Annotated in this window: 18 protein-coding genes and 1 tRNA gene; 8 read left to right on the top strand and 11 right to left on the bottom strand. The window is 74.7% G+C overall.

What is annotated here, in order from left to right; all coding sequences use genetic code 11:
• Nucleotides 1–12: 12 nt before the first annotated feature.
• Complete coding sequence (locus AC3RKA_RS05785; protein ID WP_049161808.1) at nt 13–1,140, bottom strand: site-2 protease family protein; 1,128 nt, start codon at nt 1,138–1,140, stop codon at nt 13–15.
• Nucleotides 1,137–1,877 carry an HAD family hydrolase gene (locus tag AC3RKA_RS05780; RefSeq protein ID WP_049161806.1) on the bottom strand — a complete coding sequence of 247 codons (741 nt, stop codon included), beginning with the start codon at nt 1,875–1,877 and terminating at the stop codon, nt 1,137–1,139. The genes AC3RKA_RS05785 and AC3RKA_RS05780 overlap by 4 nt, the downstream gene beginning before the upstream one ends.
• A gap of 91 nt (nt 1,878–1,968) precedes the next feature.
• Here AC3RKA_RS05780 and AC3RKA_RS05775 point away from each other — a divergent pair, with 91 nt between their 5' ends.
• Entirely contained in the window at nt 1,969–2,919 is a 951-nt protein-coding gene (locus AC3RKA_RS05775) for a PAC2 family protein (RefSeq protein ID WP_053090914.1), read from the top strand.
• A gap of 22 nt (nt 2,920–2,941) precedes the next feature.
• On the opposite strand, the gene mshC is transcribed toward AC3RKA_RS05775, so the two are convergent.
• From mshC to AC3RKA_RS05760, 3 genes are all read right to left on the bottom strand, one after another.
• Nucleotides 2,942–4,210, bottom strand: coding sequence for a cysteine--1-D-myo-inosityl 2-amino-2-deoxy-alpha-D-glucopyranoside ligase (gene mshC / locus AC3RKA_RS05770; protein ID WP_049161804.1), 1,269 nt, complete (start codon nt 4,208–4,210; stop codon nt 2,942–2,944).
• A 64-nt stretch (nt 4,211–4,274) separates the two neighbouring features.
• Nucleotides 4,275–5,108 (bottom strand): undecaprenyl-diphosphate phosphatase, encoded by an 834-nt coding sequence (locus AC3RKA_RS05765; RefSeq protein ID WP_049161802.1) that lies wholly within the window; start codon nt 5,106–5,108, stop codon nt 4,275–4,277.
• A 69-nt stretch (nt 5,109–5,177) separates the two neighbouring features.
• Nucleotides 5,178–5,396: a hypothetical protein gene (locus AC3RKA_RS05760; protein WP_036315190.1), complete on the bottom strand. Its 219-nt coding sequence runs from the start codon at nt 5,394–5,396 to the stop codon at nt 5,178–5,180.
• Between the two features lie 94 nt (nt 5,397–5,490).
• Between AC3RKA_RS05760 and AC3RKA_RS05755 the strand changes: the two genes are divergently transcribed.
• Nucleotides 5,491–5,730, top strand: coding sequence for a DUF5703 family protein (locus tag AC3RKA_RS05755; RefSeq protein WP_036315193.1), 240 nt, complete (start codon nt 5,491–5,493; stop codon nt 5,728–5,730).
• A gap of 49 nt (nt 5,731–5,779) precedes the next feature.
• On the opposite strand, the gene AC3RKA_RS05750 is transcribed toward AC3RKA_RS05755, so the two are convergent.
• Nucleotides 5,780–7,105 carry a M20/M25/M40 family metallo-hydrolase gene (locus AC3RKA_RS05750; protein ID WP_489726977.1) on the bottom strand — a complete coding sequence of 442 codons (1,326 nt, stop codon included), beginning with the start codon at nt 7,103–7,105 and terminating at the stop codon, nt 5,780–5,782.
• A gap of 116 nt (nt 7,106–7,221) precedes the next feature.
• Between AC3RKA_RS05750 and AC3RKA_RS05745 the strand changes: the two genes are divergently transcribed.
• A tRNA-Leu gene (locus tag AC3RKA_RS05745) sits at nt 7,222–7,305 on the top strand.
• 84 nt (nt 7,306–7,389) lie between these two features.
• A complete protein-coding gene (malQ, locus tag AC3RKA_RS05740) occupies nt 7,390–10,899 on the top strand; it encodes a 4-alpha-glucanotransferase (protein ID WP_489726976.1) in 3,510 nt (1,169 codons plus the stop codon).
• Between the two features lie 67 nt (nt 10,900–10,966).
• On the opposite strand, the gene AC3RKA_RS05735 is transcribed toward malQ, so the two are convergent.
• Genes AC3RKA_RS05735 through AC3RKA_RS05725 form a run of 3 tightly spaced genes read right to left on the bottom strand, consistent with a single transcriptional unit; the run spans nt 10,967 to nt 14,588 of the window.
• Nucleotides 10,967–11,860: a MaoC/PaaZ C-terminal domain-containing protein gene (locus AC3RKA_RS05735; protein WP_049158204.1), complete on the bottom strand. Its 894-nt coding sequence runs from the start codon at nt 11,858–11,860 to the stop codon at nt 10,967–10,969.
• A gap of 2 nt (nt 11,861–11,862) precedes the next feature.
• The gene (locus AC3RKA_RS05730; protein ID WP_489726975.1) at nt 11,863–13,212 is read right to left on the bottom strand and encodes a 3-oxoacyl-ACP reductase; all 1,350 of its coding nucleotides are present in this window, start codon (nt 13,210–13,212) and stop codon (nt 11,863–11,865) included.
• Nucleotides 13,213–13,244: 32 nt separating this feature from the next.
• Complete coding sequence (locus tag AC3RKA_RS05725; RefSeq protein ID WP_002855050.1) at nt 13,245–14,588, bottom strand: acetyl-CoA C-acetyltransferase; 1,344 nt, start codon at nt 14,586–14,588, stop codon at nt 13,245–13,247.
• Nucleotides 14,589–14,707: 119 nt separating this feature from the next.
• Here AC3RKA_RS05725 and AC3RKA_RS05720 point away from each other — a divergent pair, with 119 nt between their 5' ends.
• Together AC3RKA_RS05720 and AC3RKA_RS05715 are read left to right on the top strand one after the other, a co-directional pair.
• The gene (locus AC3RKA_RS05720; protein WP_336264681.1) at nt 14,708–15,421 is read left to right on the top strand and encodes a TetR/AcrR family transcriptional regulator; all 714 of its coding nucleotides are present in this window, start codon (nt 14,708–14,710) and stop codon (nt 15,419–15,421) included.
• The gene (locus AC3RKA_RS05715) at nt 15,418–17,541 is read left to right on the top strand and encodes an acyl-CoA dehydrogenase family protein (protein WP_049158207.1); all 2,124 of its coding nucleotides are present in this window, start codon (nt 15,418–15,420) and stop codon (nt 17,539–17,541) included. The genes AC3RKA_RS05720 and AC3RKA_RS05715 overlap by 4 nt, the downstream gene beginning before the upstream one ends.
• A gap of 75 nt (nt 17,542–17,616) precedes the next feature.
• On the opposite strand, the gene glgA is transcribed toward AC3RKA_RS05715, so the two are convergent.
• Entirely contained in the window at nt 17,617–18,813 is a 1,197-nt protein-coding gene (glgA, locus tag AC3RKA_RS05710; protein ID WP_336264682.1) for a glycogen synthase, read from the bottom strand.
• Nucleotides 18,814–18,926: 113 nt separating this feature from the next.
• Between glgA and glgC the strand changes: the two genes are divergently transcribed.
• A complete protein-coding gene (gene glgC, locus AC3RKA_RS05705) occupies nt 18,927–20,171 on the top strand; it encodes a glucose-1-phosphate adenylyltransferase (protein ID WP_063190062.1) in 1,245 nt (414 codons plus the stop codon).
• Nucleotides 20,172–20,274: 103 nt separating this feature from the next.
• Nucleotides 20,275–22,923 (top strand): aminopeptidase N, encoded by a 2,649-nt coding sequence (gene pepN / locus AC3RKA_RS05700; protein ID WP_336264683.1) that lies wholly within the window; start codon nt 20,275–20,277, stop codon nt 22,921–22,923.
• 79 nt (nt 22,924–23,002) lie between these two features.
• Here pepN and lplB read toward each other — a convergent pair whose 3' ends face one another.
• Entirely contained in the window at nt 23,003–24,061 is a 1,059-nt protein-coding gene (gene lplB, locus AC3RKA_RS05695; RefSeq protein WP_336264684.1) for a lipoate-protein ligase small subunit, read from the bottom strand.
• Nucleotides 24,062–24,063 lie beyond the last annotated feature (2 nt).

Below are 24,063 nucleotides of genomic sequence, written 5' to 3'. Positions count from 1 at the left end.
GGCTCCTTCGGTTCAGGGACGCCGCGTCGCGTCGACGGCGGCGAGGATCGTCTCGCGGGGCACCACGGAGCGCACGAGGCCGTGCGCGTCGGTCAGTACCCACACGGGGGTCTGGGGGTCGGCCAGGCGGGCGGCCAGGTCGGGACCGGAGGCGGGGACGTCATCGCGGACGAGGACGGCCTCCGGGGCCAGCGCGACCGCGACCGCGGCCAGGGCGGTGGTCGTGCGGCGCGCCGGGGTGAGGGCCGCCGCGGCCGTGAGGTCCAGCACGCCGCGGGGCCGACCGGCCCCGTCCACGGCCACGACGGCGCGGCGGCCGTCGTCCGCCTGGGCCAGGGCCTCCGCGACGCCGAGGTGCTCGGGCAGGGCGACGGCGGGCGTCTCGACCTGCTCGAGCCGCAGGGTCTCCAGCCGGCGGCTCCAGCGCCCGTGGCGCACGGCGTCGTCCGCGCCCCGCCACAGGGTGAGGGCGACCCAGGCCGCCAGGACGACGACGAACAGGTCCGGCGCGCGGCCCGCGAGGATCGGGGGGCCGAGCACCGCCGCGAGGACGCCCACCGCGACGACGCGACCGGCCCAGCCGGCCGCCTCGACGCCGCGGGCCCGGGAGCCGGTGGCGGCCCAGACGGCGGACTCGACCATGCGGCCGCCGTCGAGCGGGGTGCCCGGCAGCGCGTTGAACGCGGCCAGGAGGAGATTGGCCCACACCGTGACCTCGAGCAGCAGGGCGGGGACGGACGGGCCGGGCACGGCGCGGGCCGCCAGGTGGGCGAGGCCCGCGAGCACGAGGTTCGCGGTGGGGCCGGCCATCGCGGTGAGCACCGTGTCCAGCGGCCGGGCGGACGGGCTGCGGAACTGGGTGTGCCCGCCCCACAGGGTGAGCGCGATCTCCTCGGTGCGCTGGCCGAAGGCACGGCCGGTGAGGGCGTGGGCGGCCTCGTGGGCCAGGACGGAGAGGGCCAGGAGCACGGCGTACCCCAGGGCCACGGCGTAGGCGCCGCCGCCGAGTGAGGGCAGCGCGCGCTGGATCTGCGGGCCGAACGCGAGGGTGATGACCGCGGCGATCAGGAGCCAGGACCAGGACAGGCGCACCGGTGCGCCGGCGATCGTGCCCAGCCGGACGGAGGCGGGCCCGCTCATCCGGCCCCGTCCGCCCCGGGCCCACGCGCGGCGGCGATCCGACGGACCGCGGCGAGGTCGGCCGGTGTGCGGCCAGCGAGCGTCGTCCACTCGACGGTCGCGAGCCCCGCCGGCAGCGGCAGCACGCTGGGCACGCCGACCGTGGGCAGGCCCGCGGCCACGGCCGCGCCGACGCCCACCGGGGAGTCCTCGACCGCCACGCAGTCGACGGCCGTCAGCCCCGGTGTCCGCTCGGCCAGCAGCTGCAGGCCCAGCCGGTACGCCTCCGGGTCGGGCTTGCCCCGGGCGACCATGTCCCCCGAGACGACGACGTCCAGCGTGCCCGCCGGCGCCCGCTCGGCCAGCGCGCGGGCCAGCGGGGCGTGGGACATCGTCACGAGGGCGCCCGGCACGCCGGCCTCGGCGAGCGCGACGAGCAGCTCTCGGGCGCCCGGCCGCCACGGCACCCCGTTGACGACCCCCTGGACGACCTCGTCCATCGTCAGGTCGATGATCCGCTGCACGGGCAGGTCGAGCCCGGCCTCCTGCAGGCGGCGCGCTCCCTCGTCCAGGGGGCGTCCCACGAGGGAGGCGGCCAGGTCATCCGACCAGGTGCCGCCGTGCTCGATCACCAGCCGGCGCTGGACGGCGTTCCACAGGGGCTCGGTGTCCACGAGGGTGCCGTCCATGTCCCACAGGACGGCGCGCGGCAGGCGGCGGGCACGGTCGTCCGGGGCGGGCGCGGGGTGGCGGGACATGGAGTGCATCCTATCGAGCGCCGCCGCCGGGGTGTGCCGGGCGGGTCGCGGGCCGTGACCCCGTCGTCGGGCCGTGTCTAGGCTGGCCGCCATGACCGACGCTACCTCCGAGGACCAGCCGGACGACGCCCTGGGCCCGCTGCGGACCCACCTGACGGCGACCGTGGACGCGCTCGAGGCCGGGCGGCGGGCCCCCACGGTCCTGCTGCTGGCCTTCGAGGGATGGAACGACGCCGGGGAGGCCGCGACCGGGGCCCTGGGCGCGCTGCGGGAGCAGTGGGACGCCGCAGACGCGGGACGGGTGTGCGACGGCGAGTTCTACGACTACCAGGTCACTCGACCCCTGGTCCGGCGCGACGCGGACGGGCTGGGGACGCTGGACTGGCCGGCGGTCACCCTGCACGAGGCGCTCCTGGACCGGGAGGGCCGGCCCGTCGCCGGCGAGGCCGCCCCGCCGGACGGGGTGCGCGTGCTCCTCGCCGTCGGCGTGGAGCCGAACGTGCGGTGGCGCGCGTTCCTCGAGGAGCTGTTCACGGCGGCCGCCGCGCGCGACGTGGACGCCGTCGTGACGCTCGGCGCGCTGCTGGCGGACGTGCCCCACACCCGGCCCCTGCGCGCCCGCCCGACCTCACCGCTCGTGGACGTGCGGGTGGCCGTCGGCGCGGACCGTCCGGTCTACGAGGGGCCCACCGGGATCATCGGCGTCATCGCGGACGACGCCGCCCGCCGCGGCCTGCCGAGCCTCTCGCTGTGGGGGACGGTGCCCCACTACGTGGCGCAGGCGCCCTCCCCCAAGACGCTGCTCGGGCTGGTCGAGGCGGTCGAGGACCTGCTGCACGTGAGCGTGTCCACGCGCGGGCTGGAGGACGACGCGAGGGCCTGGCAGCGCGGCGTGGACGAGCTGGCCGCCGAGGACCCCGACGTCGCCGCCTACGTCCGGCAGCTCGAGGAGGCCCAGGACACCCAGCAGCTGCCGGAGGCCTCGGGCGAGTCGATCGCGCGGGAGTTCGAGCGCTACCTGCGCGGGCGCGGCGGACGCTGACGCCCGGCCCCGCCCGGCGGGGTCAGCGCAGGCGCAGACCCAGCAGCGCCGCCACGACGTCGACGACCGGCACCGGGTCGGCGGCGGCCTCGGCCAGGCCCGGCAGGGTGTCGGCCGCCCATGCGTCGAGGGCCTCCAGCGCGCGGGGGGCGTCGAGGTCGTCCGAGAGCGCCGCGTGGACCGCGTCCAGCACGGCGACGCCGGCGGCGGCATGCGGCCCGTCCAGGGCGGCGCGCCAGCGGGCCACCCGCGCCTGGGCGTCGGCCAGCACCTGCTCGGACCACTCCCAGTCCGACCGGTAGTGGTGCGCGAGGATGGCCGCCCGGACGGCCACCGGCTCGACGCCCCGCGCCCGCAGGCGGGAGACGAGTTCGAGGTTGCCGAGGGACTTGGACATCTTCTCGCCGTCCAGGGCCACCATGCCGGTGTGCGCGTAGGTGTGCGCGAGCGGCAGGCCGTCGACGGCGGTGGCGTGCGCGGCGGAGAACTCGTGGTGCGGGAACCGCAGGTCGGATCCGCCGCCCTGCACCGTGAACGGCGCCGGCAGGTGGGCCCGGGAGATCACGGAGCACTCGATGTGCCAGCCGGGCCGGCCGGAGCCGAGCGACCGCCCGTCCCAGGCCGGCTCGCCCTCGCGGTGCACGCGCCACAGCAGCGGGTCCAGCGGGTCGCGCTTGCCGGGGCGGTCGGGATCGCCTCCCCGCTCCGGGAACACCTCGGCCATCTCGTCCAGGTCCATCGCGGAGACCTGCCCGAGGCGCCAGTCGGTCGCGGACTGGACCGCGCGGACGTCGAAGTAGACGTCCCCGTCGGGCTCGCCGTCGCCGCCCGGCACACGGTAGGCCCGGCCCGCCGCCAGCATCGTCTCGACGGCGTCCACCACCAGGCCCACCGCCTCGGTCGCGCCGACGTAGTGGTCCGGGGCCAGCACCTCGAGGGCGGCCATGTCCGCACGGAACAGGTCGGTCTGCTCCTCGGCGAGAGCGCGCCAGTCGACGCCGGTCGCCTCGGCCCGCTCGAGCAGGGGGTCGTCCACGTCGGTCACGTTCTGGACGTAGGCGACCTCGAGACCGGCCGCGCGCCAGTAGCGGTGCAGCAGGTCGAAGGCCACATAGGTGCTCGCGTGGCCGAGATGCGTCGCGTCGTACGGGGTGATCCCGCAGACGTACAGCGACGCGCGCTGGGCGTCGTTGCCCGGATGCCGGGTCCGTCCCGTGGCGGTGTCGTGCAGCCGCAGCCGGTCGGGGCGGCTCGGCACGGCGGGCGGGGCGGGGGTGCTCCAGGACTTCACGGGACTCCTCACATCGGGGTGGTTCGGCGGTGCCGGGCCGTCATGCCCGGCGGCGGGAGCGGGCTCAGGCGCTGATGACGCCCGCGCCCAGCAGGGCGAACAGCACGCCGCCCAGGAGGATGCGGTACCAGACGAACGGCAGGAACGAGTGGGTGCTGATGAAGCGCATGAGCCAGGCGATGACCGCGTAGCCCACCACGAAGGCGATCCCGGTCGCCACCAGCGTCTCCCCCATGCCGTACGGGCCCTGCGTGCCGGGATCGGTGAGCGAGGTGTACAGCTTGTACAGGCCGGAGGCGAACACGGCGGGCACCGCCAGCAGGAACGCGTAGCGGGCGGCGGCGGGCCGGGTGTATCCCATGGCCAGGCCGGCCGCGATGGTGCCGCCGGAGCGCGAGACGCCCGGGACCAGCGCGAGGGCCTGGGCCAGCCCGTAGAGCACGCCGTCCCGCACGGTGAGCTTCTCGAGCGGCCTGGTCTGACGACCGAGCCGGTCCGCCAGGGCGAGCAGGACGCCGAACACGATGAGCATGGTCGCCGTGATCCACAGCGACCGGAACTCCGTGTCGATCCAGTCCTGCAGCAGCAGACCCAGGACCGCGATCGGGATCGAGCCCACGATGATCAGCCAGCCCATGCGCGCATCGGGGTCCGAGTGCGGGATCCGCCCCGTGACCGCGGCGCACCACCGCCCGATGATGCGGGTGATGTCGCGCCAGAAGTAGATGAGGACCGCCAGCTCCGTGCCGAGCTGCGTGATGGCCGTGAAGGCCGCCCCCGGGTCGGCCCCGGAGGGCAGGAACTCGCCCACGATGCGGATGTGGGCGGAGGAGGAGATGGGCAGGAACTCCGTGAGGCCCTGCACCAGGCCCAGGATGATGGCTTCGATCCACGTCACGGAGGGTCACTGTACGCGACGGCCCCGGGTGGGAACCCGGGGCCGTGCGGTCCGTCACGAGCGGGACGGTCAGTCGTCGTCGTCCTCGTCGTCGAAGAGGTCGAGCGGAGTGACCTCCTCGGTGTCCGCGTACAGGGCGTCCTCGTAGGCCTCGAAGGCGTCGGCCACGGCGAAGAACGCGGCTTCGACGGCCGGGTCGTCCTCGCCCCGCTTGTTCTGCGCGGCCACGAGGTGTTCGTTCAGGGCGGTGGTGAGGGCCTCGAGGGCCATGCGGGCGTCAGAGCTCATGGGTGAACGGTAACCCGGTGGCCGGTGGCGCGGCCAGGGGTGGGCCGTGCGGGACCGGGCCGCCGGACTCGACGCCGTCTGCCAGGATGGGCGGGTGCGTGAACAGCTGATGTCCTCGACCCTCGATGCGATCTCCCGCGGACAGAAGTGGGAGTACCTGGTGATGACGGTCGCCGCCCACGAGTCCCTCGCCGACGCCCGGCGGCGCCTCGTGGAGCACGCGGAGTACGGCCAATGGGAGCTGCAGCGCTCCGTGCACTACCGCGACGGGGCGCGCCGCTACTGGATGCGCCGTCGCGTGATGCGCGTGGCCTCGACCCTGCAGACCCTCTGAGCCGCGGGCGCGACGACGCCGCCCCGGCCGTCGCCGCCCGCGGCCCGGATCAGCGCGGCTCCAGCATCCGCTCGAGCACCCGGCAGCCGAACTCGAGCGCGTCCACGGGCACCCGCTCGTCGATGCCGTGGAACAGGGACGTGAAGGCCAGGTCGGCGGGAAGGCGCATGGGCGCGAAGCCGTAGCCGGTGATGCCGAGCCGGGAGAGGGACTTGTTGTCCGTGCCCCCGCCGAGCATGAACGGCAGCACCTGGGCCTCGGGGTCCTCCGCCTGCAGCGAGGCGATCATCAGCTCCACCAGGTCCCCGGAGAAGGGGGTCTCCAGGGCGACGTCCCGGTGCTCGGGCTCGATGGTCACGTCCGGACCGGCGAGCTCGGCGATCGTGGCGAGGGCGGACTCCTCCTCCCCGGGGATCAGGCGGACGTCCACGGTGCCGGTCGCCGAGGACGGGATGACGTTGTGCTTGTAGCCGGCGGTCAGCCCCGTCGGGTTGGACGAGGTGCGCAGGGTGCCGGCCACCCAGGACCGGGCCTGCCCGAGGGCGTCGAGCTGCGGCGTCGGGTCCGTCTCGTCGAAGTCGGCGCCCATGATCTCCGCCACCTGTTCGAGCAGCGCGCGCGTGGTCTTGGTGTACACGAGCGGCCACTCGTGCCCGCCGATGCGGGTCATGGCGCCGGCCAGCCGGGTGACCGCGTTGTCCGGGTGCGGGGCGGAGCCGTGCCCGGGGGCGCCCTCCGCGGTGAGGTTCAGCCAGGCGAGCCCCTTCTCCGCGGTCTGCACGAGGTAGGCGCGCGAGCCGTGCACCTCGGTGGAGAAGCCGCCCACCTCGGAGATCGCCTCGGTGCACCCGTCGAACACCTCGGGGTGGTGGTCCACGACCCAGCGTGCGCCATAGACGCCGCCGGCCTCCTCGTCGGCGAAGAACGCGACCGTCAGGGGGCGCCGCGGCCGGCGGCCCGTGCGGGCCAGGTGCAGCAGCACCGCGAGCACCATGGCGTCCATGCCCTTCATGTCCACGGCGCCGCGCCCCCAGATCATGCCGTCCTTGAGCTCGGCGCCGAACGGGTCCACGCTCCACTCGTCCGCCTCGGCGGGGACCACGTCCGTGTGCCCGTGGATGACGAGCCCCGGCGCCTCCGGATCCCAGCCCGGCAGGTGCCCGACGACGGAGACCCGGCCCGGCGCCGACTCGAAGAAGCGGGGGGTCATCCCCGCCTCGGCCATGAGCCGGGCACAGTACTCCGCAGCCTCCGGCTCGCCGACGGAGACGTTGCCCCCGCGGTTGGTGGTGTCGATCCGGATGAGGTCGCGGCAGATCTCCACGACGCGGTCCTCGGGGCGCGGGCGGGCGGGGTTCACGATGTTCTCGGCCATGGTTTTGAGCCTAGCCCGAACCCGTGCTATCTTTCTCGAGTTGCCCGGAGCGGGACGGACCGGTCAGGACCGGAACGCGGCGGGCGACGGAGCCTCTCCCAGGGCTCCACCGATGAGCGCGAGTGGCGGAATTGGTAGACGCGCAGCGTTGAGGTCGCTGTGTCCGCAAGGACGTGGGGGTTCAAGTCCCCCCTCGCGCACCGCTCGTCGAGCAGCAGGGCCCCGGTCGTCACGACCGGGGCCCTGCGTGTTCCCGGCCCGGGGTCCCCTCTAGAGTGGTGTCCGTGCGACGGCAGGCGCCGTCGGTGGAACCGCACGACGGCATGGAGGACCCGATGGCCCTGGAAGCCCCCGCACTGCTGCATCGGCTCGCGCGAGCCCACGGGGTGCAGCCCGAGTACGTCGGGCAGGACGGCTCGGCCCAGACCGTGCCGGACGAGGCCCTCGTGAAGGTGCTCGCCGCCCTCGGGGTGTCGGTCCGACCGGACGGGGTCGCCGCGCTGGCCGAGGCGGTGGAGGAGGCGGAGACGGCCCCCTGGCGGGACGTGCTCCCGCCCACCGTGGCCGCCCGGTCCGGTCACCGTCTGTCCGTGCCGTGCCACGTGGCCGCGGGCGAGCCGGTCGTGGCCCGCGTGCGCACGGAGGACGGGCGGACCCTCGAGGTGAGCGTGAGCGAGCCGGTGTCCGAGGTCCGCCTGGTCGACGGAGTCGAGCGCGAGCGCGTCCACGTGCAGATCCCCGCCGACCTCGCCCCGGGCTGGCACCGGCTGGAGGTGACCAGCGGCTCCGGCTCCACCGCCTCCGCGGTCCTGGTCTGCGCCCCGACCCGGCTGAGCACGCCGCGTCCCTTCCTCGAGCGCCGCGGCTGGGGCGCGGCCGCGCAGGGCTACTCGGTGACCTCGGCGGACTCGTGGGGCATCGGCGACGCGGCGGACATGGCGTCCCTGGCCGAGATCGTCGCCCGGCACGGTGCCGACTTCCTGCTGCTGCACCCCCTGCACGCGGTCGAGCCCGGCCCGCACCCGGCGGACTCCCCCTACTCCCCCGTCTCCCGTCGGTTCCTCTCGGCGCTGGTTGTGCACGTGCCCTCGATCCCCGAGTTCGCCGACCTGCCCGCCGCGGAGCAGGCGGAGCTGCGGTCGGCCGGCGCCCGCGTCCAGGCGGAGCTGGGGCGCACCGGCCGGATCGACCGGGCCGCCGTCGCCGCCGTCCTGTGGCCCGCGCTGCGTCGCGTGCACGAGGTGCCCCGCTCCCCCGAGCGCGAGGCCGCCTACGCGCGGTTCCGCGCCGAGGCCGGCCCGGGCCTGGACGACTTCGCCCTCTGGTCCGTCCTGCGGCTGGACAGCGACGGCACCGGGCCCGATCTCGCCGACCCGGCCTGGGCGCCGGGCGGGGTCGAGGCCGAGCGGGTCCGCGTCGAACGCGCGACCCACGTCGACCTGCACCGCTGGGTGCAGTGGATCGCCGCCGAGCAGCTCGCCGGCGTGCAGGAGCGGGCCCGGGCGGCCGGCATGCGCATGGGCGTCATGGTGGACCTGGCGGTCGGGGCGACCCGCGAGACCGCGGACGCGTGGATGCTCGGGGACGTGCTGGTGCCGACCATGTCCGTCGGCGCGCCGCCCGAGCTGTTCAACCAGCTGGGCCAGGACTGGTCGCAGCACCCCTGGCATCCGCGCCGCCTGGCCGAGACCGGCTACGCCGCGTTCCGGGACATGCTGCGCACCGTGCTGCGCGGCGCGGGCGGCATCCGCATGGACCACGTCCTGGGGCTGTTCCGCCTGTGGTGGATCCCGGAGGGCGCCGGCGCCACCCAGGGCGCGTACGTCGAGTACGACCACGAGGCGATGCTCGCCGTGCTCACGCTCGAGGCCGAGCGCGCCGGCGTCGTCGTGGTGGGCGAGGACCTCGGCACGTTCGAGCCGTGGGTGCAGCGCCGCCTGGCCGAGGCCGGCGTGCTCGGCACGTCGATCCTCTGGTTCGAACAGGAGGACGGCGAGCCCACCCCGCCGGAGCGCTACCGGCGGCTGGCCATGGCGGCGGTGAACACGCACGACCTGCCGCCCACGGCCGGCTACCTCGAGGGCGTCCAGGTGGACCTGCGCGAACGGCTGGGCCTCTACACCGTGGACGTCGCCCAGGAACGCCGCCGGTCCGCGGAGGAGGTGCGTGCCTTCCTCGCCGCCGCGGCCCGGCGCGGGCTGCTCGCCGAGGCGGACGTGGACGTCCCCGAGGCCGGCCCCGAGGTGCGCGAACGCCAGATCGTGGCCCTGCACCGCCTGCTCGCGCAGGCGCCCTCGGCCCTGCACAGCGTGGCGCTCGTGGACGCCGTGGGCGAGCGGCGCATCCAGAACCAGCCCGGCACCCTCCAGGACCAGTACCCGAACTGGACCGTGCCGCTCGGCGACGGCGCCGGACGGATGGTCTCCGTCGAGGACCTGGCGGACTCGGCGTCGGCGGCCCGGCTGTTCGACGCCGTGGACGCCGAACTGCGGGCGTCCGTGCCGGTGGGGATCGGGGTCAGCCTGCACACCTCCCCCCTGGCCCAGCCCGGCCGCGGCGACGCGGGCGGCATGAACGTCTACGTGCGGCAGGCCGCCGTCGCCCTGGCCCGCCGGGGCGTGCGGATGATCCTGCTGACCCGGGCGGAGGAGCCGGTGGGACCGGACGGCGCACGGGTCCGGACGCTGGACGTCGGCGGGCAGGCCCCGCCGGTCACGGTCGTGGACCTCGCGGCCGGGCCGTCCGCTCCCGTGGCCAAGGCGGATCTGGCGGGCCTCCGCGACGAGTTCACCCGCGCGGCCCTGGACTGGCTCGCCTCGGACGCCGTGCCGGGCGGTCCCGTCCTCGGTGGCGCGGACGCCCCGCCGGTCGCGTTCGTGCACGGCCACTACTGGCTCTCCGGGTCCACCGCCGCGGCCCTGGCGCGGGCGGCGCACGCCCCGTACCTGCAGACCATGCACACCACGGCTGCGGCGAAGATGCTCGAGGACCCCGAGCTGCGCGAGCCGGCCGCGCGGATCGAGGCCGAACGCGGAATCGTCGGGCAGGCCGACCTGCTCGTGGTCAACTCCGCCGCCGAGGTCGCCGACCTGCGCGAGCTGCTGGACGTGGCCCGCGCCCGCACCCGGGTGCTGCCTCCCGGGGCCGACCTCGAGACGTTCACGCCGGACGGCGCCGCGCAGTGGCCGGGCGCACCGGAGGACGACGGGGCCCTGCGCGTCCTGTTCGCCGGCCGCGTGCAGCGGCACAAGGGCCCGCACCTGCTCGTGGCCGCCCTCGGGGTGCTGCGCGAGCGGGCCGGTGGCGCGGGCGCCGACCCGGGGGTGCGCCTGCACGTGAACGGGGCCGCCTCGGGGGACGACGGACTGGACCTGGCGGGCCTGGCCGCGCAGGAGGGGGTCGCCGACCTGGTGACGTTCTCCGGGCCGGTGCCCGCGCCCGCCCTCGCCGCCCAGTTCCGGGCGGCGGACGTCGTGGCGATGCCGAGCGCGTCCGAGACCTACGGCCTGGTCGCCCTCGAGGCGCAGGCCTGCGGCACGCCCGTGCTGGCGCACCGGGTCGGCGGACTGGTCTACGCGGTCCTCGACGGCGTGTCCGGCCGCCACGTGACGGCGGGCACCCCCGAGGCGTGGGCCGATGCCCTGGCCGAGATCCTGGCGGATCGTGACGCCTGGGCCGCGCTGGGGCCCGGGGCCGTGCGCCACGCCGCCGGTCACTCGTGGGAGGCCTACGCGGACGGGCTGCTCGAGGCCGTCGCGGCCGTGCCGCGGCGGTCGCCCGGGCTGGACGCCTGACCGCCCGAACGCACCGGCCCGCCGAGACAGCGAGTCTCGGCGGGCCGGAGCGCGGGGCCGGTGGCCGTCAGGACTCGAGCGGAGTGATCTCCCCGGAGAAGTGCGGGCGCCGGCGCCGCGCATCCCAGCCGCACACGCGCGTGCCGCCGTCGGGCCGGGGCTCGTAGCGGACGGCCACGGTGGTCGGCAGCACGACGGGCGCCTCGAAGTCGATGTGCCAGCGGAACCCGGCGCCGGCCGGCTCACGGCCCTCGAGCATCCGGGCGGCCAGGAACATCCCGTGGGCGATCGCGCCCTTCATGCCGAACAGTCGGGCCGAGACGCTCGTCAGGTGGATCGGGTTCCAGTCCCCGGAGACGCCCGCGTACCGGCGCCCGGCCCCCGTCCCGAAGCGCCACTGGGCGGTGGGCGTCGGGGGCACGAAGTCCGGGCGGGCGGGCCGCTCGGGACGCAGGCCGGAGAGGTGGACGCCCTTGGCGAGGTACCGGGAGACGCCCTCCCACAGCAGTGCCTCCTCGCCGTCGTCGCCAGGCCCCTCGACGGTCACGACGACGTCCACGGCGGTGCCCGCGTGGTGCGGGACGAGACCCACCGCACGCGCGGTGACGCGCAGGGCAGTCTCCGCCGGGACGGGCCGGTGGTGCAGGACCGTGTTGCTCAGGTGCACCAGCCCGGGCAGGGGCAGCGGGAACTCGGGGTCGGCCATCAGCTCCATGGCCGCGCCGAACACCTGGGTGTGCACCAGGACCGAGGGCAGGTCCGCCGGATTGGCGGACCCGACGGCCCCGCGCCACGCGGTCACGGCCTCGGCCGGGATGCGGTGGCCGGTCACGACCACCTGACGGTCCGGGAGCTCGCGGGGACGGCGCCGACGGACGACGGCGTCCGTGGCGGCCCGCCCGGCGGCCCGGACGTAGAGCCGGCCGAGGGAGGGCGGGGCGGACAGCTGCGTGGTCTGCATCCTCACGCCCCCAGCTTCGACTGGCCGCAGACCCGCAGCGTGGCCCCGTTGGTGCCGCCGGCGGCGTCCGAGGCGAGCCAGGCCACCGTCTCGGCCACGTCCTGCGGCAGGCCGCCCTGCTGCAGCGCGTTGAGCCGTCGGCCCACCTCGCGCGTGGCGAGCGGGATCTTCGCGGTCATCTCGGTCTCGATGAAGCCCGGGGCCACCGCGTTGATCGTGCCCCCGCGGGCCGCGAGGACCGGGGCGGACGCCGCGGTCAGGCCGATGACCCCGGCCTTCGAGGCCGCGTAGTTCGTCTGGCCGCGGTTGCCCGCGATGCCGGAGATGGAGGCCAGGCCCACGATGCGCAGCCCCTGACCCACCACGTCCCGGGCGTCCTCGGAGAGGAACGCCTCGTTCATGGCCAGCTGGGCCGTGGTGTTCACGGCGAGGACGGAGTCCCAGCGCGCGGCGTCCATGTTGGCCAGCATCCGGTCCCGGGTGATCCCGGCGTTGTGCACCACCACGTCCATCCGGCCGTGCCGGCTGCGGCAGTGCTCGAGGATGCGAGCGCCCGCGTCCGGCGCCGTGATGTCCAGGGCGAGCGCGGTGCCGCCCACCTCGTTCACGACCTCGGCCAGCGCCTCGCCCGCCGCCGGGACGTCCACGCCGACGACGGCGGCCCCGTCGCGGGCGAGCGTCCGCACGATGGCGGCGCCGATGCCGCGGGCGGCGCCCGTGACCACGGCGACCTTGCCGGCCAGCGGGCGCGCCACGTCGGCGGGGACCGCGCCGTCGGCGGTGGAGACGGGCACGAACTGGCCGGACACGTACGCCGCGCGACCGGAGAGCAGGAACGCCAGCGCGCCGGCCGCACCGGGGGCGGTAAGCGGCACGCCCTCGCCCAGGACCAGGCCGTTGGCCGTGCCGCCGCGGCGCATCTCGTGCGCGATGGAGCGGGTGAGGCCCGTCACGCCCTGGCGGGCGGCGCGCAGGGTCGGGTCCGTGGCGGCCTCGGGGTCCTCGAACACCGTCACCACGCGCGAGGAGGAGCCCAGCGAGCGCAGCGCGCCGCCGATCTCCAGCGCCACCGCGCCGAGGTCTGCGGGCGTGGCGACCCCGTCGAAGCACGCGACGATCGCCGCGTGGCGGGCGCCCTCACGGGGGGCGTCGGCGACCTCGAGGCCCCACGAGGCCAAGAGGGTGCGGGCGTCCGCGGCTGCGGGGGTCGCGCCCAGGACGAGCACGGAGCCGGGCAGCACGGGGTCGCCGGGGGTGTGCCGGCGCAGCTCGACGGGCTGGGGCAGGCCCAGGGCGCCGGTGAGGCGGCGGCCCAGGGGCGAGGCGACGAAGGTGCCGTAACGGTCGGTCATGGTCGGTCCTCTCGGGTCGGGTCGGTCAGGGCTCAGCGGCCGCGGAGCAGGGCGACGATGCCCTGGCCGCCGGCAGCACAGACGGAGATCAGGCCGAGGGAGCCCTCCCCCTTCTCATGCAGCATCTTGGCCAGCAGGGCGACGATGCGGCCGCCGGTGGCGGCGAAGGGGTGACCGGCCGCCAACGAGGAGCCGTGCACGTTGAGCCGGGCGCGGTCCACCGAGCCCAGCGCACCCGGCAGCCCGAGGCGCTCGCGGCAGTACTCCTCGTCCTCCCAGGCGGCGAGGGTGGACAGGACGGTGCCGGCGAACGCCTCGTGGATCTCCACGAAGTCGAGGTCGTCGAGGGTGAGCCCGTGCCGGGCCAGCAGGCGCGGGACGGCGTAGGCGGGGGCCATGAGCAGGCCCTCGTGCCCGTCGACGAAGTCCACGGCGGCGTTCTCCATGTCCACGAACTCGGCGAGCACGGGCAGTCCGCGCTCGGCGGCCCACTCCTCGGAGGAGAGCAGCACCGCGGAGGCGCCGTCGGTGAGCGGGGTGGAGTTGCCGGCCGTCATGGTCGCCTCGTCCCCCAGCTGGCGGCCGAACGCGGGCTTCAAGCCGGCCAGCTTCTCCGGCGTGGAGTCGGGGCGGAGGTTGTTGTCGCGGGCCAGGCCGTGGAACGGGGTCACCAGATCGTCCATGTACCCGGCGGCGTAGGCGGCGCCGAGGTTCCGGTGGGAGGCCGCGGCGAGCTCGTCCTGGGCCTGGCGGGTGATGCCCCACTTGTGGGTGGTCAGGGCCTGGTGCTCGCCCATGGACATGCCGGTGCGCGGCTCGCCTGCGCCGGCCGGCTCCGGCACGAGCTGCCCGGGGCGCAGCTGGGCGAGGGCGCGCAGGCGGTCCTTCGTGGTCTTGGCGGTGTTGAGCTGCAGCAGCACGCGGCGCGCACCGTCGGAGAGCGAGACGGGTGCGTCCGAGATTGAGTCCACGCCGCCGCCGATGGCGGAGTCGAGCTGGCCGAGCCGGATCTTGTTGGCCAGGGTGCCCAGGGCCTCCATGCCGGTGGCGCAGGCCACCTGGACGTCGGCGGCCGGGGTCGCGGCGGAGAGCGCGGAGCCCAGGACGGCCTCGCGGGTGAGGTTGAAGTTGCGCGGGTGCTTGAGGACGGCGCCGGCGGTGACCTGGCCGAGGCGCTCGCCCTGGAGCCCGAACCGCGCGACGAGGCCGTCGAGCGTGGCCGTGAGCATCTCCTGGTTCCCGACCTCGGCGTAGGCGGTGTTGGCGCGGGCGAAGGGGATGCGGTTGCCGCCCAGGATGACGGCGGGGCGCAGCGCTCCGCCGGCGACGGCGGGGCGGGAGGCGGTCTCGGACGCGGGGGTCTCGTGGTGGGTCATGACGGTCCTCTCGACGGCGGGCCCGCCGCCGACGCGGCGGGGGGCGTTTCCACCCCGGACGATACGGACGTCGTCGGGATGGGTGACTGTGACCCACAGTACCTGATACGCTCGGTTTCGTGAATCCCGTCACGTCCACCGCCCGGGACGGTCGCAGCGTCCGCTGGGACCGGCACCGCGCCGAGCGCCGTCTGGAACTGGTCCGGGCCGCCCGGTCGGCCGTGCACGCCCTGGGCGCCCACGCCTCGATGGAGGAGATCGCGTCCCACGCGGGCACCTCCAAGACCGTCTACTACCGCTACTTCGGCGACCGCGAGGGCCTGCGCCTGGCGGTGTCCGAGCGGGTCACCGCCCACATGGAGCGCCGCCTGCTCGAGGTCGCGGACGAACCGGTCTCCGAGCCCGAGGCGCTGCGTCGCATGGTCGAGGTGTACCTCACGGTCGCGGCGACCTCACCCGAGGTGTACGCGTTCGCCGTCGCCCCGTCCCCCGCCACGGCCGAGGCCCCTGTGCTGGGCCCGTTCCTCGACCGCGTCTACGCCGTGCTCGAGTCGGGCCTGGTACGCGGGATGGCCGCGCGGGGCCACGCCCCGGCGCCGGCGGACCCGCTCGCCCTGTGGCCGCGCGCCGCCGTCGGCCTCGTCCGGGCCGCCGCCGAGACCTGGCTGCGGACCCCGGCCGCCGGGCGCATCCCGGTCGAGGCGATGGCCCGCGCCATCGCCGACTGGCTGCTCACCGGCCTCATCGGCGCCGCGCCCGGCGCCTCCCTCGACCCCGCGGCGGCGGACGCCGACCGCGCCCGCCCCCACTCACGAACAGGAGCATCGTCATGACCGTCCACGAGAAGCTCGCCCCCCAGTCCCCGACGCCCAGCACCGAGGTCCCCTCCGACATCGCCGAGATCGCGCCCGAGCGTCCGACGCCCGGCTCCCTCGACGCCGCGGCCCTCGAGGAGGCCCTGCTCGGCCGCTGGGCGGCGGAGCGCCGAGAATCCCGCGAACTCGCCAAGGACCCCGCCCTGTGGCGCGACCCGATGCTCGGCATGGACGAGCACCGCGCCCGCGTCCTGCGGCAGCTGGGCGTCCTCGTGGAGCGCAACGCGGTCCACCGCGCCTTCCCGCGCGAGTTCGGCGGCGAGGACAACCACGGCGGCAACCTCTCCGCCTTCGGCGACCTCGTGCTCGCCGACCCCTCCCTGCAGATCAAGGCCGGTGTGCAGTGGGGCCTGTTCAGCTCGGCGATCCTGCACCTGGGCACCGCGGAGCACCACCGCCGGTGGCTGCCGGGCGCGATGGACCTGAGCGTCCCGGGCGCCTTCGCCATGACCGAGATCGGGCACGGCTCGGACGTCGCCTCGATCGCCACGACCGCCACGTACGACGAGGCGACCCAGGAGTTCGTCATCCACACCCCGTTCAAGGGCGCCTGGAAGGACTACCTCGGCAACGCCGCGCTGCACGGCAGGGCGGCCACGGTCTTCGCGCAGCTGATCACCCGGGGCGTCAACCACGGCGTGCACTGCTTCTACGTCCCCATCCGGGACGAGAAGGGTGCCTTCCTGCCCGGCGTGGGCGGCGAGGACGACGGCCTCAAGGGCGGACTGAACGGCATCGACAACGGCCGCCTGCACTTCACCCAGGTCCGCATCCCGCGCACCAACCTCCTCAACCGCTACGGCGACGTGGCCGAGGACGGGACATACTCCTCGCCCATCGCCTCCCCCGGGCGTCGTTTCTTCACGATGCTCGGCACGCTCGTCCAGGGCCGCGTCTCCCTGTCCCTCGCCGCCACCACGGCCTCCTTCCTCGGCCTGCACGGTGCGCTGGCCTACGCGGAGCAGCGCCGCCAGTTCAACGCCTCCGACCCGCAGCGGGAGGAGGTGCTGCTGGACTACCAGAACCACCAGCGCCGCCTGATCGACCGCCTGGCCCGCGCCTACGCGGACGCCTTCGCCTCCAACGAGCTCGTCGAGAAGTTCGACGACGTCTTCTCCGGCCGCTCCGACACGGACGTGGACCGGCAGGAGCTCGAGACGCTCGCCGCGGCCGTGAAGCCCCTGACCACGTGGCACGCCCTGGACACCCTGCAGGAGGCCCGCGAGGCGTGCGGCGGCGCCGGGTTCCTCGCCGAGAACCGGGTGGCCCAGATGCGCGCCGACCTGGACGTGTACGTCACGTTCGAGGGCGACAACACGGTGCTCCTGCAGCTGGTGGGCAAGCGTCTGCTGACCGACTACTCGAAGGAGTTCGGACGTCTCAACGTGGGCGCCGTCTCCCGCTACGTGGTCCATCAGGCCTCGGACGCCATCCACCGTGCGGGCCTGCACAAGGTCGTCCAGTCCGTGGCCGACGGCGGGTCCGAGCGCCGCTCCGCGAACTGGTTCAAGGACCCCGCCGTGCAGCATGAGCTGCTCACCGAGCGCGTCCGCGCCAAGACCGCCGACGTCGCCGGCACCCTCTCGGGGGCCCGGGGCAAGGGCCAGGCGGCCCAGGCGGAGGCGTTCAACACGCGCCAGCACGAGCTCATCGAGGCCGCCCGCAACCACGGCGAGCTGCTGCAGTGGGAGGCCTTCACCCGCGCCCTGGAGGGCATCACGGATGAGACCACGAAGACTGTCCTGACGTGGCTGCGCGACCTCTTCGCGCTGCGCGTCATCGAGGACGACCTCGGCTGGTTCGTGGCCCACGGCCGCGTCTCGAGCCAGCGCGCCCGGGCCCTGCGCGGCTACGTCAACCGGCTCGCCGAGCGGCTGCGCCCCTTCGCCCTCGAGCTCGTCGAGGCGTTCGGCCTCGAGCCCGAGCACCTGCGCATGGCGGTGGCCACGGACGCTGAGACCCAGCGCCAGGAGGAGGCCCACGCCTGGTTCACGGCCCGCCGGGCCGCCGGCGAGGAGCCGGAGGACGAGAAGGCCGTGCGCGCCCGCGAGAAGGCGGCGCGGGGTCGCCGCGGCTGACCGCGGCCGTCCCCGGACGCACCGGGCCCCCTTCACCTCGCGGTGGCGGGGGCCCGTGTGTGTGATCGGGCGGGCTCAGCGCAGCACGGCCTCGTAGACCTCGATCGTGCGCTCCGCGATGGTCTCCCACGAGAAGTGCTCGATCGCGCGTGCCCGGCCGGCCTCACCCATCGCGCGGGCGCGCTCCGGGTCCTCCACGACGCGGGTGAGCGCGGCCGCGAAGTCGGCGGCGAACCCCTCCTCGTCCACGGGCGCCGCCGTGCCGTCGTCGACCTGCTCGAAGGGCACGAGCAGGCCGGTCTCGCCGTCCTGCACGACCTCCGGGATGCCGCCCACGGCGGAGGCGACGACGGCGGTGCCGCACGCCATCGCCTCGAGGTTGACGATGCCCAGCGGCTCGTAGACCGAGGGGCAGGCGAACACGGTGGCGGCCGTGAGGATCTCCATCACCTCGTGGCGCGGGATCATCCCCTCGATCACGACGACGCCCTGGCGGGTGCGCCGCAGCTCGGCGATCAGTCCGTTGACCTCGTGCGCCAGCTCCGCGGTGTCCGGGGCGCCCACGCACAGCACGAGCTGGACGTCCTCCGGCAGCCGCAGGGCCGCACGGAGCAGGTGGGGCACGCCCTTCTGGCGCGTGATGCGGCCGACGAACGCGACGGAGGGCTTGTCCGGGTCGATTCCGTACTTCTCCAGTGCGGCGGTGCCGGTCTGCGGGGTCCAGACCTGCGTGTCGATGCCGTTGTGGACCGTGTGCACCTTCGCCGGGTCCACGTCCGGGTAGCAGGCCAGGATGTCCCGACGCATGCCGTCCGAGACCGCGATGACCGCGTCCGCCCCGAGGTACGCCGTGCGCTCGGCCCAGCTGGACAGGGCGTAGCCGCCGCCGAGCTGCTCCGCCTTCCAGGGGCGCAGCGGCTCGAGGGAGTGCGCGGAGAGGACGTGGGGGGCCTCGTGCAGGAGCTTGCCGAGGTGGCCGGCCAGGTTGGCGTACCAGGTGTGGGAGTGGATGACGTCGGCGCCCTCGAGGTCGCCGAGGATCGTGAGGTCGGTGGCCAGGGTCTGCACGGCCCCGTTGGCGGCGTCGAACCCGGGCGGGTTCGGGTACGTCAGGACGCGAGCCCCGTGGTAGTCCGGGTCACGCGGCTCGCCGAAGGCGTGCACGCGGACGTCGGCGCGGGAGGCGAGGACGCGGGTCAGCTCGGCGACGTGGACGCCGGCACCGCCGTAGATGGACGGGGGGAACTCTTTGCTCACGATGTCGATGCGCACGCCCCCAACCTAGTTCAGCCGGGCGGGGGTCGATAGTCTGGCGGCACGGATGCCCCGCACGCCCAGAGCACGCGTGCGGGTCGCGACGACCCGGCTCACGAGGAGTGACGCAGATGGTGCAGAAGAAGGTCCTCTCGGTCGTGCTGGCGGGCGGTGAGGGCAAGCGCCTGATGCCGCTGACGGCCGACCGTGCCAAGCCGGCCGTCCCGTTCGGCGGCACGTACCGCCTCATCGACTTCGCGCTGTCCAACCTGGTCAACAGCCGGTACCGCGAGATCGTCGTGCTGACGCAGTACAAGTCGCACTCGCTGGACCGCCACATCTCCGAGACGTGGCGGATGTCCACGCTGCTGAACAACTACGTGGCCTCCGTGCCGGCGCAGCAGCGCCGGGGCAAGGACTGGTTCACGGGCAGCGCGAACGCCATTTACCAGTCCATGAACCTGATCCACGACGCACGGCCGGACATCGTCGTCGTCATCGGCGCGGACCACGTCTACCACATGGACTTCCAGCAGATGGTGGACCAGCACATCGCCTCGGGCGCCAAGGCGACCGTGGCCGCGGTGCGCCAGCCGCTCGAGCTGGCCTCCTCGTTCGGGGTGATCGAGACGGACCCGCAGGACAGGACGCGGATCTCGGCCTTCGTGGAGAAGCCGGAGACGACCCCCGGCCTGCCCGACGACCCCACGCAGTTCCTGGCCTCGATGGGCAACTACGTGTTCGACACGGACGCTCTCGTGGCGGCGCTGAACCAGGACGAGGAGAACCCGGAGTCGAACAACGACATGGGCGGGGACATCATCCCGCTGTTCGTGGAGCGCGGTGAGGCCGGGGTGTACGACTTCACCGCCAACGAGGTGCCCGGGGGCACGGCCGGCAAGCACTACTGGCGGGACGTCGGCACCCTGGACTCCTACTACGACGCGCACATGGACCTGGTGCAGCCGTGGCCGGAGTTCAACCTCTACAACCGGGAGTGGCCGCTCTACACCCGCCAGTCCGTCTCCCCGCCGGCCAAGCTCGTGCGCTCGTCCACCCGCCGCCCCGGCTCGGCGAACGACTCGATCCTCTCCCAGGGCGTGGTCATCTCCGGCGGCACCGTGGCCCAATCCGTGCTCTCCACGGACGTGCGCGTGCAGAACGAGGCGTGGGTGGAGCAGTCGGTGCTGCTGGACTCCGTGGTGATCGGCGAGGGGGCCCACGTGCGCAACGCGATCCTGGACAAGAACGTGGTCGTGCCCCCGGGCGCGCGCATCGGCTTCGACCGGGCGGAGGACGAGGCGAACGGCTACACCGTGACAGAATCCGGCCTGACGGTGCTCTCCAAGGGCCAGCCCGTCCCGACGCCGCACTGACGCGGCCCCGGGCCGCCGGTCCCGGACCACCGCCGACGCGCGGGCACGCCCCGGTGTGTCCGCGCGTCGCCGTCCCCGCTGGATCCCCGACCGGAGGCTCGCCTTGACCGACACCACCCCCGACCTCGACGCCACCAACGTCACCCGCGCTGAGGCCGCAGACCGCTCCCGCCTGCTCACGGTGCAGGACTACGTCGTGGACGTGGACCTCTCCGACGCCCGGGACGCCGCGACCGACACCTATCCGGTCCGCACCGTGATCCGCTTCGCGTGCGCCGAGCCGGGCGCGCAGACCCACCTGGACTGGATCCACGGGGGTGTGGAGTCGGTGACCCTCAACGGCACGGCGCTGGACGTGGCCGAGGTCGTGGGCGAGGCCCGGGTGCTGCTGCCCGACCTGGCGGCGCAGAACGTGGTCGAGCTGGTCGGCCGGTCCGTGTACTCCCGGTCGGGCGAGGGCCTGCACCGCTTCACGGACCCCGCCGACGGCGAGGTCTACCTCTACACCCAGTACGAGCCCGCCGACGCGCGCCGCGTGTTCCCGGACTTCGAGCAGCCGGACCTCAAGGCCGCCTTCACCTTCTCCCTCACCGGACCTGAGGACTGGGTGCTGGCCTCGAACCGACCGGAGGTGTCCCGGATGCCGGCCGGGGACGGTGTCGTCCGGGTGGAGTTCGCCCCGACGCTCCCCCAGTCCACCTACATCACGACGCTGCTCGCCGGCCCCTATGCGCAGTGGGAGGGCGCCTGGGACGGTCACCCGGCCAGCGGCGCGCAGGCCGTGCCGCTGCGGCTGTTCACCCGGCGCACGATGGCCGACGCGTTCGACCCCGAGGCCGTGTTCGACGTGACGAAGCGGGGGCTGACGTTCTTCCACGACCTCTTCGGCGTCGCGTACCCGTGGGGCAAGTACGACCAGGCGTTCGTGCCCGAGTACAACCTCGGCGCCATGGAGAACCCGGGCCTCGTGACCTTCACCGAGGACTTCGTGTTCACCTCGCGGGCCACCGCGGTCCAGTACGAGGGCCGGGCCAACGTGATCCTCCACGAGATGGCGCACATGTGGTTCGGCGACCTCGTGACGATGCACTGGTGGGACGACCTGTGGCTCAAGGAGTCGTTCGCGGACTACATGGGCGCCCTCGGCGTGGACGAGGCCACCGACTTCCGGACCGCGTGGGTGACCTTCGCGTCCCGCCGCAAGGCCTGGGCGTACGTGCAGGACCAGATGCCGACGACGCACCCCATCGTCGCGGACATCGTCGACCTCGAGGCCGCCCGTCAGAACTTCGACGGCATCACCTACGCCAAGGGCGCCTCCGTGCTCAAGCAGCTGGCCGCCTACGTGGGCCGTGACGCGTTCCTCGACGCCGCACACCGCTACTTCGCCGCCCACGCGTGGGGCAACGCCTCCCTCGCCGACTTCATGGCGGTCCTCGAGGCCGCCTCGGGGCGGGACATGCGCGCGTGGGCGGACGCGTGGCTGCACACCTCCGGAGTGCCCCGGCTGCGGGTCGACGTCGACGGCGACGCCCCGGTGCTGCGTCAGGAGGGCGCGGACCCGGTCACGGGCGGGCCGATCCTCCGCCCGCACGTGCTGAAGGTCGGCGTCTTCACGCCCGGGCAGGACGGCGTCCTGCGCCGCACCGCCCAGGTCACCGCCGACGTGCCGGGTGGGGCGGAGGGCGCGGCCGTGCCCCTGCCGGACCTCGAGGTCCCCGGGGGCGTCCGCCTCGTGCTGCCCAACGACAAGGACCTCACCTACGCCGCCGTCGCGCTCGACGCGGGCTCGCTGCGCGCGGCCCTGACGCACCCCATCGCGGACCCGCTCGCGGAGGCCACCGTGTGGGCCGCCCTGTGGTCGATGACCCGCGACGGCGAGCTGCCGGTCGCCCGGTTCCTCGACGCGGTCGCGACGCTGTCCGCGCGGATCGCGACCGTGGGCGTGCACGCGCAGGTGCTGGCGCAGGCCGCCGCGGCCGTGGGCCAGTACGCCCGCGCCGAGGACCGGGACGCTCTGCGCACCCTGGTGGGCGAGGTGCTGGCCGAACAGACCCGGGCGCTCGAGGCCGGCTCCGACCGCCAGCGCACCGCGGCCCGCACGTGGGCGACGCTGGCGCGGGCCGACGTCGGGATGGCCGCGGCCCTCGAGGCCGCCCTGCTCGGCGAGGACACGGCGACGTCGGCGCCGGGCGTGGCGGTCGACGCGGAGCTGCGCTGGCTCGTGCTCCAGGCCCTCGCCGCGACCGGCCGGGCCGACCAGGACCGCCTGGACGCGGAGCTCGAGGCCGGCCGCACCGCCCAGACGGTCACGTGGCACCGCCTCGCCGCGGCTGCCCGCCCCGAGGCCGAGGTCAAGGCCGCGGCATGGGAGGCGGTCATGTCCGGCCGCACGGCCACCGGCACGGAGCTGTCCAACGACCTGCTCTCGGCCACGGCGGCCGGCTTCGCCGCGGGCGACGTGGCGCTGCTCGCGCCCTACGAGTCCGGCTTCTGGCCGCGCCTGACCTCGGTGTGGGCCTCGCGCTCCAACGGGCTGGCCTCGCGCGCGATCGGCGGGCTGTTCCCGGGCCGCCAGGACGCGGTGGCCGGCGGCGCCGGCGCGCAGGAGTCGCACCCGACGCTGGCCGCGGCCCAGCGCTGGCTGGACGAGCACCCCGACGCCCCGGGGGCCCTGCGGCGCCTGGTCGTGGAGCACACGGACGCCCTGCGGCGGTCCCTGCGCGTGCAGGCGGTGCAGTCGGCGGGCTGAGCGGTAAGCCCTCCCGCGCAGAGTGGTCACGACACGCCGCCTCCCCTCGGGCGAGGCGGCGTGTCGTGACCCCGGTGGCTCAGGGCACCCGCGCCGTCCACTCCGGGGTCGTGAACTTGGTGCGAGCCAGCTGCTCGGCCTCCTCGCGGGTGGCCTCGTCCAGCTCGACGCGGCGGGCGCCGTAGCGCTCCTGGAAGGCGGTCATCATGGTCTCCCAGATCTCCGCGCGGGAGACGCCGGTCTGGCGGCGGAGCGGATCCACGCGCTTCTTCGCCGAGGCCACCCCCTTGCCGCGCAGCTTCTCCCGGCCGATGCGCAGCACCTCGAGCATCTTGTCCGCGTCGATGTCGTAGCTCATCGTCACGTGGTGCAGGAGCCCGGCCGTGCCCACCCGCTTCTGCGCGGCGCCGCCGATCTTCCCCTGCTCCGTGGCGATGTCGTTGAGCGGCTGGTAGAACGCGTGCACGCCGAGTCGGGAAAGCGCGTCCATGGTCCACTCGTCCAGGAACGGGTAGGTCTCCGCCGTCTCCAGCCCGTCGACCAGCGACGACGGCACGTGCAGCGAGTACGTGACGCAGTTGTCCGCCTCCATGAACATCGCGCCGCCGCCGGAGATCCGCCGCACCACGTTGATGCCGTGCCGCCGCGCCCCCTCTGGGTCCACCTCGTTGGCCAGCGACTGGAAGGCGCCGATCACCACGGCCGGCTCGTTCCACTGCCACAGACGCATGGTCGGCTTGCGACGTCCCTCGGCCACCTGTCGGGTGAGCACCTCGTCCAGGGCCACGGTCAGCGCGATCGGCATCGGCTCCGGCCCGATGACCTCCCACTCGTGGTCCCCCCACGTGGTCGCCTTGCCGAGGGCGCGACGCACGGCCGAGGCGACCGCGAAGGCGTCCACGCCGAACAGCTCGGCCTCGGGTCGCAGACCCCGCTCGACGGCCTCCCGGATGACGCGGTGCTCGGCGTCCGCGGACAGCCCGGTGACCGCCGCGTTGAGGTCCTCGAGCGCCTCGTCCGGCTCGAGGAAGAAGTCGCCGTTGATGCTGGCGGTCGCGATCCGGCCGTCCGCGAGGGTCAGGTCCGCCGCGACCAGCTTGCCGCCGATCACCTTGTATTCACCGTGGAGAGTCGTCATGC

Source organism: Micrococcus sp. iso_229 (assembly GCF_058072725.1).
Note: the sequence above shows the minus strand (reverse complement) of the source record. Positions and strands in the feature narration are given on the sequence as shown.